Raw genomic sequence first — 19,734 nt, forward strand, 5'->3', positions numbered from 1 at the left:
GCTTGTTTTCTACACTACTAACTGACTTTATTTTTGAAATAGGCACAAAAAAAGCGAAACCGGAAGATTTCGCTGAATATTACATTCGAAGTGCTTAACCCTGGTAAGCCTGCTTCACCCTGGAAACAACAAGTTGTCGCTCCTCCCGCGCCCTTTTGCTATTCCTATACCAGAGGTACCCGATTACGCCCACAAGCAGGTAAGGCATTACAAAAAGGTACATAATGCCGGTATTTAATCCCACACCTACATTATTGCGTCCGTTCCCCATCGAGCTTTCTACCGAGCCACGGCACATTGCACACTGCGCCCAGGAATCGAAGCCCAGGGCCATGAACATAATTATTAATCCTGATATGATCAAAAATTTTCTCATGAATAATATGGACTGATCATTAAATAAACAATTACACCACTCACACTTACATACAACCAAATCGGCATTGCCCACTTTACTGCTTTTTTGTGCTGAGGAATCTGATTTGTGTAGCCGAAGTATACGGCGCGCAGTACAAACCAAACGACCACAATTGACAATAGAATATGCGAAATCAGTAAAAAGTAATAGATTGGCCTCACAAACCCCTCGCCGCCGAACGGAGTAGATTCGTTTGAAATGTGATAGAGAATATAACAAACCAGAAAAACAGCTCCGAGCAAAAACGCTCCCGTCATCGCTTTCCTGTGCCCGGCGATATCCATTTTACGAATGAAATAATACCCCGTGATCAGCAAAATCGCGGTAAGTGTATTAATTACGCCGATCACGTGGGGCAGCACTTTGGTCCATGCTCCGAGCTCGACTTTTTGTCTGATCCCCAATATAGCTGCAACTGCGATTGGGATCACCACAGCGAGTATGTTAATAATCCGCTCGTATTTCGGTTTTTTCTCTAAAATCAAAGTCGACATACTATTCTTTTGTTTTGCCTTCGTAAGACAATATCTTGATCTCTGCCATCAGACGATCCACTTCTTTCGGATCCGTAACCTGGTAATACCCTCTAACAAATCCTTTCGTATCCACCAATGCGCAAATCGACGCATCGTCAGGCATTCCATTCTTGATGCCCAACTCCTGCTCATAGAACAGTTCAAGATGGTTTGCTGGTTCCGCTTTCACTTCCCAGCCCTGGCTTTTCAGCTCTCTGGCAAAGGTTGTGGAATCGTCCTGTTCCAATGTTAAAGTGACTAACTGCACATCTTGAATCTCAGCTTTTAATGCTGCTACTCTTTGTAATTGGGAAAATGCCAGTTTGCAGCTGTCTGAGCAATCCTTGGGCAGATAAGTAATAACGTTCAGCTTTCCTGTGAAAGACAAATCCGTTATCGCCGATTTGCCAGCATCAACCTGGTGAAAGACTGTATCCGCATCCTCAATCAGTATCTTTCCATCCGAGCTGAGTTCCGGATTAAGGTAAGGAAGATCATAGTGATTTCTTGCAAAAATCTGCAAGAACAAAAATATCAAAGCCGGTATTACCAATGTTGCTATCAGTAATCCGGCTTTGCTGAAATTCTTCATTTGTTCTTAACTGAAAATCGCGTCAAATATGGCATTGCCTTCTAAGAGAAGAGCCAAGATCAACCACGCTACAAATATAATAGGGACAAGGATTGACCAGATAAGGGATTTCGTCTCGTGTTTTAAGTGCATGAATTCACCAACGATATAAAATGCCTTTACAATAGTCATAACGATGAAAACTGAAACTTTTAGGACTCCGTGAGGCACCAAAAAGGCGATAACGAATTCAAGTGCAGTTAATATCAATAGGATCCAGAACGTCTTCATGATCGCCTTGCGCTGTTCTGCGCCAGCGTTCGGATCCTGATTGTGAATATGATGTGCGTCTGCCATTTGTTTAAGAATATTACAAGTTAAAAACTAGACCAGATAGAAGAAGGTAAATACAAACACCCAAACCAAATCAACAAAGTGCCAGTAAAGACCCACTTTTTCGACCATCTCATAGCTCCCTCTTTTATCATAAAAACCGGTAGCGGCGCGGAAGAATATCAATATGTTTAATATAACACCACTAAAAACGTGGGTTCCGTGAAAACCGGTAATGAAGAAGAAGAAATCTGCAAATGCTGGCGGACCATATTGATTTTCTGTCAGATTGGCCCCAAAGATCGTTTTCTCAATCCACTCTCCATTTTCCATTACTTTCATTACGCTACCAGTATCAGTACCATGGATAAAGTGAGCCCATTCCCAAGCCTGGCAGCCTAAAAATGTAAAACCTCCCAAAATTGTCCAAAGCATATACTTTTCCACATTCGCTCTGTCCATCCGGTGACCAGCTTCCACCGCAAGTACCATTGTAACACTACTTGCGATAAGGATAAAAGTCATGATACCTACAAAAACCAGCGGAAGAGAAATCCCGTGTAAAAACGGAACTGCCTCATATACTCTTTCAGGAATAGGCCAGTATAGGTTTGAGAAGGTAAAATCTTCCCGGTTTCCGGTGAAGGCAGGAAAACTGAACCGGGCTGTACCATACGCCACCAAGAGGGCGGAGAAAGTAAAAGTATCGGAGATGAGGAAAAACCACATCATTAGTTTTCCGTAACTCGCTTTCATGGGCTCTATCCCCCCCAACCACATTTTGGGTTCCACAGCACCAGGTGTTGTTACATTTGCAGCCATTGGTAAAAGTATTATTAATTAAAAGTCAATAAAAAAACAAAAAGGTAGATCCAGAGGATATCTAAAAAATGCCAGTAAGTCGCACAAATCTGAATTCTTCTTAAATTCTTTTTGTGGACCCTCAACTTAAATGCAGCTGTCAAAGACACTGCTAAAACAATCAGGCCGGTAATAATATGGAATCCATGAAGTCCAGTAAACACGTAGAAAAAAGAACCTGAGGGATTTCCTACGAAATATACGTTCATGTCAACCAGCTTTTTCCACCCTTCAAACTGCATCCAAAGGAAGATCAGGCCGAGTACAAAAGTAATAGAAATTGCTATTTTCAATTGTTTGAACTGATCTTTTTTTGCCGAAAAATAGGCCCACTGCATTGCTATGCTGCTTAATAATAATACGCCTGTGCTATACCAGAAAATTACTGGCATTTCAAATTCGAGCCAGTTACCTTCTGCTCTGCGTACCAGATATGCGCTGGTCTGCGAAGCAAAAAGCATTATTATCGTTACCAGGAACAACCACAAAATGAACTTAATAGGGTCCATTGCCAAAGTCTCCTGCGGCTCCTTTTCTAACTTATATTGCTGAACGTTTTCCATTTCTCTACAAAAATTTCATTTTCACAATTTATCCAACAAAAATGCGATCTGAACGATCGGTAAATATATAAATGATCCAAACATTAACTGCTTGGCCGTCTTATCTGTGCAAGTTCGCATCAAATGGAATGTTTGCGCCAGAAAGAGTACTCCAAAGACGGTAGCTATAAATGCAGAATTGATTCCTGTCATTCCCAGCTCGTACGGCAACCAGCCGATTGGCAGTAGGAACAATGTATAGATCATAATCTGCAAAGTAGTATCAAGATCCTTCAAACCATTTGCAGGAAGTAGTTTAAATCCCGCACGTTTATAATCTTCATCCAATACCCAGGCAATAGCCCAGAAGTGTGGGAACTGCCAAAAGAACTGAATAGCAAATAAAATACCCGGTTCCAGGCCAAACTGATTAGTTGCGGCAACCCAGCCGATCATTGGAGGAAACGCTCCCGGAAAGGCTCCTACAAACACGGCAATAGGACCAACCCGCTTCAATGGCGTGTAAACGAACCCGTACAATACCAGTGAAAGAAGCGAGATAAGTCCGGTAGTGAGATTGAAAACGAAAACAAAGATAATCAGCGAAGCAACTCCTAAGAATAACGACCACGCTGCTGCTTGCTCAACAGTAATTCTGCCACTCGGTAAAGGCCGACCGGCCGTGCGCTTCATCAGCTTGTCAAAGTCCTTTTCGAGAATTTGGTTGATAATATTGGCAGAGCCTGTGATTCCTATCGAAGCAATTATGAACAAAATCAGATCACCTGTTTTTACATCTTTCGACCCCAGGCAATAGCCCATTGCACCTGAAAATGCTATTAGCGATGCAAGACGGAACTTCAATAATTCAAATAAAACGCCAAGCCTCTCCCTTAACCTTTCTATTCCGCTCGCGCTTTCTTGTAATGTTGTCATTATTAAAACAAATTTATCTTACTGCCTGTCACCGCACTTGTGGCGACGTTTCGTATTTCAAATAAGTATTTCCATTTACTACCAGCCAGCTAACAAATTGCAATCCGATCAATAGTATCGCGAGTGTCAAATGCAACGGCTGCGCCCACGGCGGTACCCCAAAATAAGCCATTACCAGGCCGGTCACTAGTTCTGCTCCTAAAATTATTGAGCAGGAAATCGCAAGGTTAGCAGTAAAAGATCCTCGCTTTTCGAATTTCAAAATCCTAAAGACCCACAACGCATTTATCGCCATTACCAATATTGAAAACGACCTGTGCACATAGAATCGCATTCCGATTTGATTTATCCATTCTGCACGCGCATTGTAGCCGAAGCGCACTATAATTTCATCTATTGCTTCCCGTACCTGAGTTCCAAGCAGAATCTGAAATAATGAAATCCCCATCACAGCGATGCCCAAAGTATTCAGAGCTCTTTTTCCACCTTCGCTCACCTCAAACCTTTTATCTACATATCCCGACCAAGTAAACAGATAGAGCAAGACAAAGACAATGATGATCGCAAAAAGCATGTGTAGTGTCACCACCACCGGCTTCAACTCAAAAGAAACCACTTTTGCACCCAGCCAGCCTTGAAATCCCACCAGTATGAACGCGGCGAGACTAAAATAAAAAATCTGCTTATTTCCCGTTTTCAAAAAGGGTAGGGAAGCAAGCAGAGTCAGAAAAATCATTATCCCGGTAAATGCTCCCAATAGCCTGTTTACGTATTCTATCCAGGTTTTAGTTGCATTGAACTCTACCTCCCCTTTCAACTTCGCTCCGTAGATCTCCTTATAATTAGTCGGTAACTGGGATTCCTCCGTTGGCGGGATCCATTTTCCGAAGCACTTTGGCCAGTCTGGACAGCCCATACCAGCTCCTGTACTCCTCACTACACCACCTGCTACAATCAGAAAATAGAGTGTAATGACAGTATTTAAAGCCAACCGACGGAAACGCCGGTTGGCTTTGGAATTAATGTGAAGCTTTGAACTGATCATTAAAGTTCTGCGACTCAATTGCTTTTTCCTGAGCTATCAACTCATTTTCATGAGGGAAGTTGGATTCAAGCGTTTGAGAATATGGAATGTTTTGAGGAATAAAATCTTCCTTGGCACCTGGCTTGCTATAATCATAAGACCAACGATAAACTGCTGGTATCTCACCTTCCCAGTTTCCGTGACCCGGAACAACCGGTGCAGTCCATTCCAGGGTATTTGAACGCCATGGATTCTGAGGTGATCTCTTGCCTTTGAAAATACTGTAAAAGAAGTTCCAAAGGAAAATGAACTGCGCAAGGAATGATAATATCGCTGCAATAGATATAAACATGTTCATATCCATGTACTTATGCGTAAAGTCATAGCTCGTAAATTGGTAATACCTACGAGGGAAACCTGCGATACCTACATAGTGCATTGGAATAAATACCATGTAAATCCCAATAAATGTCAACCAAAAGTGAATCTGACCCAAGGTCGTATTCATCATTCTTCCAAACATCTTAGGGAACCAGTGGTAAACTCCTGCGAAAAGACCAAATGCAGATGCAGCTCCCATTACAAGGTGAAAGTGAGCCACAACGAAGTAAGTATCATGCAATTGAATGTCCAGCGCGCTGTTTCCTAGGATAATACCAGTCAAACCTCCCGACACAAATAGGGAAACCAGACCGATCGAGAATAGCATACCAGGCGTAAATACTATATTACCCTTCCACAATGTAGTGATGTAATTAAAACCTTTTACCGCAGATGGTACTGCAATAATTAGCGTCAAGAACATGAATACCGAGCCCAGGAACGGATTCATACCTGTTACGAACATGTGGTGAGCCCACACGATAAAGGCAAGGAAAGCTATACCCAGCATTGAAGCGATCATCGCTCTGTAACCAAAGATAGGCTTCCGTGCATTTGTTGCAATTACCTCAGATGTGATTCCCAAACCCGGAAGTAGTACGATATAAACCTCAGGGTGGCCCAGGAACCAGAACAAGTGTTGGAATAAGATTGGGCTACCACCAACATTTGGAAGCGCTTCCCCATTGATATAAATGTCAGACAGATAAAAGCTTGTTCCGAAGTGACGGTCAAATATCAGGAGCAACACCGAAGACAGGAGAACCGGGAAAGAAATCAGACCAAGAACCGCAGTAATCAGGAAAGACCAGATTGTAAGAGGTAGTTTGTCAAATGACATCCCTCTCGTACGAAGGTTGATAACCGTTGTGATGTAGTTAATACCTCCTAAAAGCTGAGACACAATAAAGAACGCCATACTCGCTAACCAAAGCGTCATACCCATTCCTGATCCAGGGTGAGCCTGAGGTAATGCACTTAATGGCGGATAAATTACCCAACCACCAGCAGCTGGCCCGGATTGCAGGAACAAAGAAGCAAACATGATAACGCTGGCCAAAAAGAAGAACCAGTAGGACAACATATTCATGAAGCCCGACGCCATGTCTCTCGCTCCGATTTGCAACGGAATTAAGAAGTTACTGAATGTTCCACTCAATCCAGCAGTTAAAACGAAGAATACCATAATGGTACCATGCATCGTAACCAAGGCCAGATAAAAGTTTGGGTCCAATTTCCCTGCATCACTTATCCAACCACCTAATACAGGTTTGAGCCATGACAAGTTAGAGTCAGGCAAACCAAGCTGAATACGGAAGATAACAGACATTGTAATACCAATTACCGCCCAAAGAATACCGGTAATCAGATACTGCTTCGCTATGACCTTGTGATCTTCGCAAAATATATATTTCTGCCAAAAGTTTTGTGCTTCATGGTGGTGTTCATGCTCATCTGCGTGATGCTGAGCTGTTTCCAATCCTTCAATAGCTGACATATACTTTCAATATTTTTAAATTAGTAATTAGCGTAGACTAGTGCTTGTTCCAACTCCACCTCCCGAAGTGCTGTCAGCTGGTGCAGCAGCCTCTGCGGGCACATACTTCATAGCTTTTGCTTTCAGGTTTTCAGGAACTTTGGCAAGATATTCAGGATATGTTTGCAGGAAGGTAGACTGTTCTGCACACCATTTTTTGTAAGACGCTTCGTCCTCTACCACCAGGCGCATTTTCATTGAAAAATGCCCTTGTCCACAAACCTCCGTACATGCGATCTCATAGTCAAATTTTGAATTGCCAGTCTCTGCACGCATATCCGCTGTTGTCTTGTCAGCGACGAACCAGAATTTAGTAGGCATCCCAGGCACTGCATCCATTTTCACACGCATATGAGGAATAAACACACTGTGCAAAACATCACGTGCACGAATTTTCAACAATACAGGCCGGTTCACCGGAATATGCATTTCACTCGGGTTTGTGAAATCATCAAACGAATTCTCATCAGAAAGATCTATCCCAACCTCGTTTTGAGCGTCGATCAATTTGAAGTTGTAATTACCGAGTTTGTTATCACTCACCCCAGAATAACGCGCGATCCAGTTAAACTGTTTTCCTGTGATCTCAATTACTTCCGCATCTCTCGGTGCATCCGAAGTAATATCAGACCATGCTTTCCATCCCGTAAATACCAATAATGCCATTACGACAGCTGGTACGATAGTCCATATTAATTCTAAGCGGTGATTTTCAGGATAGAAGGTAGCGCGGTGATTTTTCTTGTGCTGATATTTCCAGGCAAAAAAGAAAATCAGGAAGTTTACCAGGATAAACGGGATAGTAAGAATTCCCATTGAAAACCAGAACAAATCATCGGTTCTTCTTCCATGAATAGATGATGCTTCCGGTAGGAAAAACTCACGAGCATGTAAATATGACCAGGTAATAGAAATTGCTCCAAAAACAAGGATCACAATAAACATCGCTCCATTCACCTTATTTCCCGGAGTCCGAACTTCGTTTGAATCTGTCTTATTAATACCCTTGACAACGTTTTGTAGCCTGGCGATGACGACACCGACAAGAACCACAAATACAAGAGCAACTAACGCGATAATGATATACATGATAATAGACTGGTTTTTGCAATTAGGCGATATCGTGATGCAATGATTCCTCCAACATAGGGTGATTCCTTGGGATCAAATTCGCCTTTTCTAATTGAGATGCTATTGAATACGCAAATGCACAAAGGAATATCAGGAAGAATCCCCATTCCAACGCTCCGAGCTCCGCTCCTGCACCTACCGTGCCAGGCATAATATTCGTGTAAAAATCCATGTAGTGCCCGATGATTACACTCCAGCATGCCACCTTCAAAATCGAATGTGTATACTTTGCATCGCGTGTCATCAACACCAAGAATGGAAAAAAGAAATTAAGAAAAAGTGTAATAAAAAAAGGCGCTTTATAAAAACCTCCGTGACCTCTGAAACGCTCAATGAAATAGATCGTTTCTTCTGGAAGGTTAGCATAGTAGATCAAAAGAAATTGAGCGAACCATACATAAGTCCAGAAAATACTGAATGCGAAGATGAATTTACCCAGATCACGCAAGTGACTTGAATTAACTGCTCTCAAGTAACCTCTCTCTCTCAGCATTACTACTGTCAACGTAATCACCGCCAAACCTGCAACATGCCAACTTGCCAACGTATACCAGCCGAACATAGTACTGAACCAGTGTGTATCGATAGACATTACGAAATCCCAAGCCGATGTTGATGACGTAACACCAAATACAACTAAAAATGCTGTCCCGAAACGGATAGATTTTTCATAAAATTCAGTTCCCCCAATTTCGTCCTCTTTCAGGGAAAGGTTACGGATCACTCTCCAAAGCCAATACCAAACAGCAAAGTAGATCACCAATCTGATTATGAAGAAAGGTGTATTCAAAAATCCTCTCTTGCCGGCAATGATCTTATCGTATTCAGGGCCGCCTACTTCGTACAAACCTTCGTGCGTCCAGTGAAAAAGATCATGTCCACCGAAAATGAATGTAAGCAACATCACAACGCCCATGTAAGGCAAGAATGCTGGTAAGGCTTCGGGGATTCTTTTGAAAACAGTTGACCACCCCGCTTGCGCCAGATAGTTATATGAGATAAAGAACATTCCTACTACCGACATACCGGTGAAGTATACGCCATTAACCCAGAGATTTGCCCAGATCCTAGCTACCCAGCTCTTGGCATGATGCCCACCTTCTGCGGCCGCAGCAGCTCCGTGACCGGCAGCTCCGTGTTCCGCACCAGCATGCCCAACTGCCGCAGCAGCCTGTTCTGCTCCGCGCGCAGCTGCTTCATGTCCTCCGCCAGTTGCTGCAAGGTAAGCACCCAAAGCTACCAGGGCCAACCCTACACCACCGCCTATAAGTAAATTCCTCTTAGCTTCTGATGTAAATTCAAACCGCTCTTCAATAGAAGGAATCGAATGTGCTGATGCCATTATGTATTTATTTCTCCGTTATTAAAAATATAATTACGCCCCTTTCTGCAACTTCTGTACGTAGTGTACAATCTTCCAACGCTCGGCTGGATCAATCTGAGAGCCGTGAGGCCACATCCGAGCTTTTCCATATGTGATCACGTGGAAGATATGCCCTTCATTCATATTCTTGTACGCATCGCTTGCATAATTAGGAACCCCTTTATACATAGCACCAACCTTTCCGTCCCCAGCGCCAGTGGCACCGTGACAATGCTGGCAATAACGTTCATATAAGATCTTACCTTCCGCCATTGAGGCGTCGGTCAAAGGAATAGGGTTTTTCAATACTTTTTCAGCAATTCCAATGCTATCAGCGGCAATATTATAAACCATCAAATCGACAGTTGCCGAGTCAGCCTGACCAAATGAAGTCTGATAATTCCTCCTTGCAACAGTACCAGCAACGGGCAGACGCATTGTTAATCCCATTGGGTTAATAGGATTTGCCTTTTCCTGCTTGTAAGGCTCATAGCCCACGGGTAGGTACATGTTAGGTGCATACTCCTTTCCTGGATCATTCAGATCTTTCTTACAACTGGACGCAGCAGTCAGAACAACCGCAGCTACCAAAATACCTTTATATATACTCTTGAATTTCATCGTCTCAAACTTCATTAAAATTGCTTGATGTTGACTTCCTCAGCTCCACTGTCCTTTAATGCTCTGGAAATGTCTTCAACTGTCATAGAATTTCTTCCCAAATCTATCGCCATTACAAACTTGTTATCCGTTGAGCGCACATCAAACCTGGGGTGAGCATGTGTGCCGGGCCCCAATCCATTCGAGATAAAGAATGTAATAACCATTCCGAAAGCTGTAAAAAGTACAGTAAGCTCAAATGTGATAGGAATATAAGCTGGAATTGAAATGGGATCTTTTCCACCAATAATCATCGGCCAGTCGATCCCCATAGTCCAGATCATCAATGTTAAAGCCACGCAGCATCCTGTTACACCGAACATAAATGCAGCTATACCAATTCTGGTTCTTGGGTGCCCCAATGCTTCATCCATACCATGGATTGGAAAAGGAGAATAAACCTCTTTGATCTTCACGCCAGCTTTTCTAAGCCGGGGAACTGCGTGAAGCACAGTATCGTCATCGTCATAAACTCCGACCAAATATTTACCAGATAATTCTGCCATACTATTACTAATTATTAAATATCAGAAAGTCTCCTTATTCTTTGTCTTTGTCAAATGCCGGTTCAGCTGTTCCACGTTGCCTCACTTTCGCAACACCAGCTATTTTTGCCGGAAGCTGAGCAGATGTCGAACGTAATACTGCCTTCACTTCTGCCATATTCACTACCGGCAGATACTTCGAGAATAGAAGGAATAGGGTAAAGAACAAACCGAACGAGAATATATAGTCGCCAATATCGTACCGTGTTGGTGAGAACATGGCCCAGCTTGACGGGATGTAGTCACGGTGAAGTGACGTGACGATAATTACAAATCGTTCAAACCACATTCCGATATTTACTACAATAGATATGAAGAAAGTAAATGTGATGCTGCGACGCAGTTTTCTTGACCAGAAAAGCTGAGGAGAAATTACGTTACATGTCATCATCGCCCAATATGCCCACCAATATGGCCCGGTCATACGGTTGAAGAATGCATAATATTCATATTCAACTCCACCATACCAGGCTATAAAAAACTCAGTAATGTAAGCCACACCTACAACAGAACCGGTCAAGGTAATAACCTTGTTCATTGTCTCGATGTGCTCCAATGTTATATAATCTTCGAGCTTATAAACAACCCTGGTAATAAGCATCAAGTTTTGAACCATCGCGAAACCTGAGAAAATCGCTCCTGCCACAAAGTATGGAGGGAAGATTGTTGTATGCCATCCGGGAATTACGGAAGTCGCAAAGTCCATACTAACGATTGTGTGAACCGAAAGTACCAGTGGCGTTGAAAGCCCTGCAAGGATTAAGCTGATGTATTCGTAACGTGCCCAGGTTTTTGCTGAACCATCCCAGCCCATTGCGAAAGTACCATACATGAAACGCGAGACTTTACTAGTAGCGCGATCACGGATTGTGGCAAGGTCAGGAATCAGACCGATGTACCAGAAAACCAGCGAAACCGAGAAATAAGTACTGATCGCAAAAACGTCCCAAACAAGTGGTGAGTTAAAGTTTACCCAAAGTGATCCGAAAGCATTTGGAAGCGGCAGTGCCCAGTATGCCATCCAGGGACGGCCCATGTGCATTAAAATAAATGAAGCTGCACAAATAACGGCGAAAATGGTCATCGCCTCAGCTGCGCGGTTAATAGATGTTCTCCATTTCTGGCGAAACAGCAAAAGAATCGCAGAAATAAGCGTTCCCGCATGACCAATACCAACCCACCAAACGAAGTTAGTAATATCCCAAGCCCAGCCGACAGTTTTATTCAGACCCCATACACCCAAACCTTCCCACCAGGTCCAAGCTAGGCAGACAGTACCATATGCCAAGACCAAAAGAGAGATACCGAAGGCAATTTTCCACTCTTTGGTTGGAGCACCTTCCACATGCCGACATATATCTTCCGTTACGTCTGCGTACGTTTTCCCACCTTGAATCAGCGGTTCTCTTACAGGTGAAGTAACATGCATACTACTATCTATTTATAATGATTTAAACTTCAAATTATACCCTTTAATACTAAGCGTGTTCTTTCGCTTCCGCAGGCTTAGCAGTAACATCTTTATTACGAACCTTGGTCAGATAAGAAAGCTGTGGACGAACATTAATTTCTTCCAGCATATGGAAAGCTCTTCCTTCACGTTCTTCCTCAAGGATTTTCGAAATCCGGCTTTCTGGATCGTTCATGTCTCCAAAAGTGATAGCGCCGGTTGAACATGCAGAGGCACAAGCCACATTCACTTCTCCGTCTACAATTCTTCTTCTTTCTTTCTTCGCTGTAAGTTTTGCTTCCTGTATTCTGTGAACACACATTGAGCACTTCTCAATTACCCCTCTGGAACGAACAGTTACGTCTGGGTTAATGACCATTTTACCAAGGTCATTATTGAAATGGTAATCAAAGTTGTCGTTATCAAAATATTTGAACCAGTTGAAGCGACGTACTTTGTATGGGCAGTTATTTGCGCAGTACCTTGTTCCAACGCAACGGTTGTAGGTCATTTGGTTAAGACCTTCTGAACTGTGCGTAGTTGCCAATACCGGACATACTGTTTCACAAGGTGCATTGTTGCAATGCTGACAGAGCATCGGCTGGAAAGTCACCTCCGGATTTTCAGAGGCTATTTCTAAACCTCTTAAATCCTCGACATCTGCATCACTGCTATAATATCTGTCGATACGTATCCAGTGCATTTCACGGCTATTGATAACTTCCTGACGGCCAACGACCGGAACGTTATTCTCAGCCTGGCAGCTTACCACACAGGCGCCACAACCAAAACATGTATTCAGGTCAATGACCATACCCCATGAGTGGTTCTTATATTTATGTCCATTCCAAAGTGTCAGATCCGTCGCATCAACAGTACCTTCTGATGTTGGAATTTTTGGGATAAACCGACCAGCTTGTGGGTCTTTTTGGAAATGAGATAAAACTGTTTCCTGCAAAACCGATTTACGGTTCATCACAGTATTATGCGTCTGAGTCTGAGCTATCTCACGCGTATCACCTGTCTTGGAAATAACAACCTCACCAGGTAAGAATGAGAGATACCCGCCGATAGATGTTGCGAAAGGATATACATTCTTTCCAACACCATTTGCTGATTTACCTGCCTTCTCACGACCAAATCCGATGGCTATCGAAACAGTACCATTAGCCTGCCCTGGTTGTATAATAACAGGAACTTCAACAGATTTCCCTTTACTTTCTACTTTAACAACATCGCCTTGAGCAAGTCCGAGTTCAGCCGCTGTCTTTTGTGAAACGCAAGCGTGATTGTCCCAGCAAGCTTTCGTAACAGGCTCTGGCAACTCTTGCAGCCAAGGATTATTAGCCGTAGCACCATTACCGATACCTACGTTTTCGAACAGAACCAGCTCGATTCCGGTTGAAGATGCTTTGTAGGTTTTTGCAATGCTGGCACTTGCGGCACTTATATCTCCGGCAAATGTGGCACCAGATGCAATAGCTGTTGAATTTGAATCAAATACTCCGTCATGAAGTGATTTTACCCAAAATGCTTCGAAGTCACCTCCTGCGCCCAGAGAAAATATGTTCTTTCTCCAATATGCTTTTACATATTCGTGATAATCAGAAGGCTGACCTGCCCATTTCAGTAAACTTTCCTGAGCCTGACGCGTACTAAAGATATGACTGATGGTAGGTTGTACCAGGCTGAAAGAGCCTGCAACAGGTTCCGCATCATTCCAAGATTCTAAATAATGGGGAGCCGGACAGATGTATTTCATCAATGAAGATGTTTCATCTGCGCGATCATTAAATGACACACTGAACTGAACTTTCGGCAATGCCGCTGCCAATTCAGAACCCCGAGGATGATCGTATACTGGATTAGCTCCCAGTAAAATAACCCCGGCGATTTTACCACCTTTTACATCATCAATGAATTGGTTCATTGCAATGTCATTTCCCTGGCGATAGTTAGCAGGCTTGTCAAGATTAATTGTAGTGCCGTAACTTCCGAGCAAACTATTTAAAGCATTCACCACAACCTGAACAGCTGGATCATTAACCCCACTCACAACAAGCGCCTGTCCTTTCGCTGCGATCAAATCGTTGGCTGCTTTATCGAGGTTTGGAATCTCTATTGAAGGAGCAGATATTGAAGCGCCTCCTAGCTTGGCAGCAACTTTCTTGTATAATGAACCTACAACTAAACCAACCTGTGAAGGCTTAATAGCAGAACGATAATCCGCATTTGATCCGGTTACAGATAGTCCAGACTCAAACTGGTAATGGCGTGACATTTCCTTCTTACCTTCTTTACCACTGCTCAACGCTCTCGTTTCACCGTATTGCTTTGAATAGGTATCAGGCGCGATCCAGGTTCCAAGGAAGTCCGCCTCTATGCCAACAATTACTTTCGCTTTGGCAAAATCATAAGAAGGTAATACCGCTTTGCCAAACGAAATTTCATTTCCTTTCAGAATAGCGGAAGAGGAATTTGCATCATATACAACATGAGTAGTTGTAGGATATTTACTAGTAAAATCTGCGATAACAGATTTGGTAGATGGACTTAGGATAGTCTGTGAAAGAATCCGGATTGCTCCTCCGTTACCCGCAATTTGCGTTAGCTGTTGAGTAATCTCCTTATCGACTGTCTCCCAGCTAACTTTTGTATCTTCGCCCTTTTTAGGACCTCTTAATTTTTCATTGTCATATAGCCCAAGCAAAGAAGCCTGAGCCCGGGCACTAGTCCCTGCAGAGATTTTTGATAAAGAATTCGGTTCAATCTTAACTGGCCTTCCCTCACGCGTTTTTACTAAAATACTGGCATAATCCCCATTTTCAGCGTAAGTAGTAGCATACCAGTTAGCGATGGTAGGAAATTCCCCTTCTGGCTTATTGATGTATGGAATTGCTTTTTTAACAGGTGCCTCGCAAGCTGCAAGAGAAACCGCCGCCATTCCGAAACCAAGAACTTTAAGGAAATCCCGACGATGCGTGCCTACTCCGTCAATCAGACTTTCGTATTGGCTCTCAGTAGGTTCAGCAGCAAATTCAGAAGCCGCATCCTTTACAAATTTCTCGTCATTCCGTAGCTCCTCTAGTCCCCGCCAATATCTCTTATTAGTATTTTCCATAAAACTATTCAATACAAATGCGTTGTATTCTGGTATTAATTTCTATTGATTAATAGTGGCATTTAGAACATTCCAAACCACCTATATCAGCTACTTTCAATGCTTCTTTGCTTTCCGAAGCGTGTAACTGCACCAGCTTGTCATAATATTGATTGTCTTTTGTATTGACTTCCGTTTTGCGGTGGCAATCGATACACCAACCCATTGTTAATGACGAACGCTGTTGAATAACTTCCATTTTCTCAACCTCTCCGTGGCAACTCTGACATTCAAGACCGCCCACATTAACGTGTTGAGCGTGGTTGAAGTAGGCCAGATCCGGAAGATTGTGCACCCTAACCCACTCGATTGGCTGGTTATTTTCAATTGAGGTATAAATCTTTTGAATTTCAGGAGATTCTTTTTTGATAACCCCGTGGCAGTTCATACAGATATTAGCAGAAGGAATATGTGCAGACTTACCCCGGTTAACGCCTGTGTGGCAGTAGTTACAATCAATCTTATATTCACCAGCGTGTAATTTGTGAGAGAAAGAAATCGGCTGCTTAGGCGCGTAACCTTGCTGAACACCTACACTATACGCTCCATCCAAAGTCGCTTTCAGAACAAGCAGAACGAATATCCACATCGTAGCAGATCTGATAGCCGGATCCATTGAAATACGTTTCAACGAATTGCCCAGGTTTGTCATGAAATCTTTTTTGCCTGCCGCTTCGCCCTCGTCACCGTTAACCGCTTTCGACAATAGTGAAACAATTACGAGCAGAACACCAAGTACCAGTATCATAACCAATACCAATGCAACGAGAACGATTACAAACAAGTCAGATGGAGCTCCACCCTGCGCATCACCTCCCGCTGCGACTGCCCCGCCACCTGCTGCGGCTGCTGGTGCAGCTGCGGTAGCAGCTTGATCAACATATGCAAAAATCCCTTTGATATCATCATCGGACAAGTTTGGAAAACTTGTCATTTGGGCTTTTGAATATTCGTTGTAGATTTTAACCCCGTAAGGATCGCCGGAAGCAATAACAGCCTGTGAGTTGCGTACCCACTTAGCGAGCCATGCAAAATCATGGCGGCTGCTTACACCTTTCAAACCAGGCCCAACCACTCTTTCATCTGTAACAGCGTGGCACTGTGCACAGTTATTTTTAAACAATGTTTCACCTTTTGCAGCGTCCCCGCCACCGGCAGGTGCTGCGGCAGCTGTCGCTGTACTATCTTGAGCAAATGCCAGATTTTGTACGTTCAGAAGCAGAGCTACCGCAATTGTGAAAAGGATTCTTGAGTAACTTAAGTAGGAACGAAACTCGGCGTTCATACGGAATGATATATTCATAATCAACTATTCATTATTCTTCAACAGACAAAACTAGCTTACGATTTTTTATCCACAAAAGTATTTCAGTGATATTTTGGACCCGTATCTTATTTATAATTTGTCTAATTTATTGGGCATTTTTAATAGCACTGACTTTCCAAATTTGCTTTGATTTTCAAGCATTTAGCAAAAAAAATACCATTTGTCAGTGCTAAAAAGCGACCGAGTCAAATGGCATTTTTCAGATAAATTTTTGTGCCAGACTTGCGGGCAAAATTACCTGTAATCAAGGGAGGTTCCGAGCGGATTCGAACCGCTGTACGAGGTTTTGCAGACCTCTGCCTAGCCACTCGGCCACGGAACCAAATTTAGGTTAGCTGCTTGCCCTAAGACCCGCAGCTAATCCGGGTGCAAAAGTATCAAATTTCCTGGCTATTCACCATTAACTTATTACTTTTTGCCTTTTTTTTCGCTTTCTTCCATTTGTTCTTTCAAAGCTGAGAGAACACTTAGGTCTCCAAAAGTAGACTTTTCTGCATCTTTTGCCGGAGCATCAGAGGTCGTCGCCTTTGCAGGAGCCGATTTTGCAGGTCTTTCCTCTTTCTTTTCCTCAGCAGGAACGTGCTTCACTTTTGAATGTGTCAATACGATTTTCTTCTCGTCTTTCAGGAATTCAAGAACTGTGAAGTCAAGGCTTTCACCTACTTCTGCCAGCGTACCATCTTCTTTTGCAAGATTTTTAATAGCTGCAATTCCCTCAATACCATAAGGAAGTTCCAAAGTCGCAAACTTGTCGCCTTTCGCAACGATTGTAGACTTATGAACTGAACCTACTTCGAAGATGCTTTCGAAAGTATCCCAAGGATTTTCTTCCAATTGCTTGTGACCAAGAGCAAGACGACGGTTATCTGCGTCCAGTTCAAGAACAACTACTTCCAGTTCGTCGCTTACTTTAACGAAATCAGATGGATGCTTGATTTTCTTAGTCCATGAAAGGTCAGAAACGTGAACCAGACCGTCGATACCTTCTTCAAGCTCGATGAACAAACCGAAGTTTGTAAGGTTCCGCACAACACCTTTGTGACGGGTTCCAACAGCATATTTCTCTTTAAGAGAAGCCTGAGTCCAAGGATCCTCAGTCAGTTGTTTGATGCCAAGAGACATTTTACGCTCGTTACGATCCAGTGTCAAAACTACTGCACTGATTTCGTCATTCACATTCATGAACTCCTGTGGATTACGCAGGTGCTGAGACCATGACATTTCCGAAACGTGGATCAAACCTTCAACACCTGGTTTGATTTCAAGGAATGCACCGTAATCAGCAACATTAACAATACGACCTGTAACTTTCGATCCAACCTGAATTTCTTCAGCCAAAGAATCCCAAGGATGAGATTGCAGTTGTTTCAGACCAAGTGAGATACGTTTTTTCTCTTCATCAAAGTCAAGAACAACCACGTTCAATTTCTGATCAAGCGCAAGCAGGTCAGATGGGTGGTTGATACGACCCCATGATATATCAGTAATGTGCAAAAGACCGTCAACACCACCCAAGTCGATGAATACACCGAAGTTGGTCATATTTTTGATCACACCTTCAAGTACCTGACCTTTTTCAAGGTTGTTCAGGATCTGCTGGCGTTGCGCTTCAAGATCTTTTTCGATCAGTACTTTGTGAGATACTACTACGTTATCATTTGCGTAGTTGATCTTAACGACTTTAACCTCCATACGCTTTCCAACAAAAATGTCGAAATCGCGGATTGGTTTAACATCGATCTGAGAACCTGGCAAGAATGCTTCAATACCGAAGATGTCAACGATAAGACCACCCTTAGTTCTTCTTTTAACGTTTGCATCGATAACCACATCCTCGTCAAATGATTTCTGGATGTTGTCCCAAGCAGTAATAACTTTTGCTTTCTTGCGTGAAAGAACCAGCTGACCTTGTGCGTCTTCCTGGTTTTCTACGTAAACCTCCACTTCGTCGCCGATCTTCATTCCTGGCAAGTCGCGGAATTCATTGGATGAAACGATACCATCAGATTTGAACCCGATATTCAGGATCACCTCACGGTCAGTAATACCAACTACAATACCTTTAACCACTTCTTTTTCCTGAACCGGAGAAATAGTAGTTTCATACATTTGTTCCAGACGACCACGGTCAGCACTAGAGTAACCTGTACCGAAGCCTTTGTCTGCTGCTTTGTCCCAATCGAAATCAGGAAGGGGTTGATTTTGTTGTTCCTTAGACATAAATAGGAATTATAGCTCTTGGATACATCAGCGAGCGAGCTACCTGGCTGAAATAAGTTAAACAAGGTATTTGAAAAATGAGAGCGCAAAAGTACGCGTTTCTGCTATAAATTCCGAAGGAGTCCGAAATTTTATTTGGAGAGAAAATAAAAGAAAATGAGGGTTGAAAGGACGTGACGGCTGGTGGCAGATAAACTCGCCACTTAATACGATCTTTCCTTTACACCAAGATAAGGTAGCCACTCATCGGCAGCCAGACCGGAGAAATCACGGATGAACATCAGGAAAGAAGGACGGAAGGGACGCTGCCGGAGCGGCATATCCATTTCTTCGGGGGTATGGTCGCCTTTTCTCGAATTACAACGCTTGCAGGCAGTCGCCAGATTGTCCCAGGTAGTTTTACCACCACGTGACTTAGGTATCACATGATCCAATGTCAAATTATCGTGCGTTCCGCAATATTGGCACCGATTTCCATCCCTCTTAAAAAGGTTTTGCCGGGTCATGACCACACCTCTATACGGAATATGTATGTAGCGGTGAAGGCGGATGACAACCGGCATGGGATACTGGTCGTTTACTGTTCGCAAATACTGCCTTCGGGATTCGGCCAGCATTTCAGCCTTGTTCATGTAAACTAACAAGAACGCCTTTGGAACTGTGCAAACACTTAATGCGCTATAATCTTGATTAAGAACCAGTACTTTACCCATGACTCCTCGAGGTAATTATTTGCGACAATATAATAAATTTCCGCTAA

General features: G+C 43.1%; 18 protein-coding genes and 1 tRNA gene. All 19 read right to left on the reverse strand.

Going from position 1 to position 19,734, the window contains the following annotated elements:
- Positions 1–94 precede the first annotated feature (94 nt).
- The 19 genes from LZG94_RS22095 to LZG94_RS22185 all read right to left on the reverse strand — a co-directional run bounded on the left by LZG94_RS22095 (position 95) and on the right by LZG94_RS22185 (position 19,687).
- Positions 95–334, reverse strand: a complete 240-nt coding sequence (locus tag LZG94_RS22095) for a hypothetical protein (RefSeq protein ID WP_409013344.1) — start codon at positions 332–334, stop codon at positions 95–97.
- Between the two features lie 38 nt (positions 335–372).
- A complete protein-coding gene (locus tag LZG94_RS22100) occupies positions 373–912 on the reverse strand; it encodes a DUF420 domain-containing protein (RefSeq protein ID WP_215236346.1) in 540 nt (179 codons plus the stop codon).
- 1 nt (position 913) lies between these two features.
- Entirely contained in the window at positions 914–1,525 is a 612-nt protein-coding gene (locus LZG94_RS22105) for a hypothetical protein (RefSeq protein ID WP_233793892.1), read from the reverse strand.
- A 6-nt stretch (positions 1,526–1,531) separates the two neighbouring features.
- Positions 1,532–1,861, reverse strand: a complete 330-nt coding sequence (locus LZG94_RS22110; protein WP_215236344.1) for a cytochrome C oxidase subunit IV family protein — start codon at positions 1,859–1,861, stop codon at positions 1,532–1,534.
- A gap of 27 nt (positions 1,862–1,888) precedes the next feature.
- A complete protein-coding gene (locus LZG94_RS22115; protein ID WP_215236343.1) occupies positions 1,889–2,659 on the reverse strand; it encodes a cytochrome c oxidase subunit 3 in 771 nt (256 codons plus the stop codon).
- Between the two features lie 14 nt (positions 2,660–2,673).
- Positions 2,674–3,261 carry a cytochrome c oxidase subunit 3 gene (locus tag LZG94_RS22120; RefSeq protein ID WP_233793893.1) on the reverse strand — a complete coding sequence of 196 codons (588 nt, stop codon included), beginning with the start codon at positions 3,259–3,261 and terminating at the stop codon, positions 2,674–2,676.
- 21 nt (positions 3,262–3,282) lie between these two features.
- Positions 3,283–4,176 carry a heme o synthase gene (gene cyoE / locus LZG94_RS22125; RefSeq protein WP_229254846.1) on the reverse strand — a complete coding sequence of 298 codons (894 nt, stop codon included), beginning with the start codon at positions 4,174–4,176 and terminating at the stop codon, positions 3,283–3,285.
- A 28-nt stretch (positions 4,177–4,204) separates the two neighbouring features.
- Positions 4,205–5,221 carry a heme A synthase gene (locus LZG94_RS22130; RefSeq protein WP_233793894.1) on the reverse strand — a complete coding sequence of 339 codons (1,017 nt, stop codon included), beginning with the start codon at positions 5,219–5,221 and terminating at the stop codon, positions 4,205–4,207.
- On the reverse strand, positions 5,196–7,079 hold the full coding sequence (locus LZG94_RS22135) for a cbb3-type cytochrome c oxidase subunit I (RefSeq protein ID WP_215236340.1): 1,884 nt from the start codon (positions 7,077–7,079) through the stop codon (positions 5,196–5,198). The genes LZG94_RS22130 and LZG94_RS22135 overlap by 26 nt, the downstream gene beginning before the upstream one ends.
- A gap of 27 nt (positions 7,080–7,106) precedes the next feature.
- Positions 7,107–8,207 (reverse strand): cytochrome c oxidase subunit II, encoded by a 1,101-nt coding sequence (locus tag LZG94_RS22140; RefSeq protein WP_233793895.1) that lies wholly within the window; start codon positions 8,205–8,207, stop codon positions 7,107–7,109.
- A 22-nt stretch (positions 8,208–8,229) separates the two neighbouring features.
- A complete protein-coding gene (locus LZG94_RS22145) occupies positions 8,230–9,591 on the reverse strand; it encodes a quinol:cytochrome C oxidoreductase (RefSeq protein WP_233793896.1) in 1,362 nt (453 codons plus the stop codon).
- A 33-nt stretch (positions 9,592–9,624) separates the two neighbouring features.
- Entirely contained in the window at positions 9,625–10,248 is a 624-nt protein-coding gene (locus tag LZG94_RS22150; RefSeq protein WP_215236337.1) for a cytochrome c, read from the reverse strand.
- Positions 10,248–10,778 carry a DUF3341 domain-containing protein gene (locus LZG94_RS22155; RefSeq protein ID WP_215236336.1) on the reverse strand — a complete coding sequence of 177 codons (531 nt, stop codon included), beginning with the start codon at positions 10,776–10,778 and terminating at the stop codon, positions 10,248–10,250. Before LZG94_RS22155 ends, LZG94_RS22150 begins: the two co-directional genes overlap by 1 nt.
- A 34-nt stretch (positions 10,779–10,812) precedes the next feature.
- Positions 10,813–12,246 carry an NrfD/PsrC family molybdoenzyme membrane anchor subunit gene (nrfD, locus tag LZG94_RS22160; RefSeq protein ID WP_215236335.1) on the reverse strand — a complete coding sequence of 478 codons (1,434 nt, stop codon included), beginning with the start codon at positions 12,244–12,246 and terminating at the stop codon, positions 10,813–10,815.
- 49 nt (positions 12,247–12,295) lie between these two features.
- Positions 12,296–15,388, reverse strand: a complete 3,093-nt coding sequence (locus LZG94_RS22165; RefSeq protein ID WP_233794131.1) for a TAT-variant-translocated molybdopterin oxidoreductase — start codon at positions 15,386–15,388, stop codon at positions 12,296–12,298.
- A 49-nt stretch (positions 15,389–15,437) separates the two neighbouring features.
- Positions 15,438–16,730: a c-type cytochrome gene (locus LZG94_RS22170; protein ID WP_409013346.1), complete on the reverse strand. Its 1,293-nt coding sequence runs from the start codon at positions 16,728–16,730 to the stop codon at positions 15,438–15,440.
- Positions 16,731–17,005: 275 nt separating this feature from the next.
- Positions 17,006–17,076: transfer RNA gene (locus LZG94_RS22175), tRNA-Cys, on the reverse strand.
- Between the two features lie 86 nt (positions 17,077–17,162).
- A complete protein-coding gene (rpsA, locus tag LZG94_RS22180) occupies positions 17,163–18,974 on the reverse strand; it encodes a 30S ribosomal protein S1 (protein WP_215236333.1) in 1,812 nt (603 codons plus the stop codon).
- A gap of 203 nt (positions 18,975–19,177) precedes the next feature.
- A complete protein-coding gene (locus tag LZG94_RS22185) occupies positions 19,178–19,687 on the reverse strand; it encodes an HNH endonuclease (protein WP_215236332.1) in 510 nt (169 codons plus the stop codon).
- Between the last annotated feature and the right edge of the window lie 47 nt (positions 19,688–19,734).

The organism is Dyadobacter sp. CY343, assembly GCF_021390335.1.
GTDB lineage: Bacteria > Bacteroidota > Bacteroidia > Cytophagales > Spirosomataceae > Dyadobacter.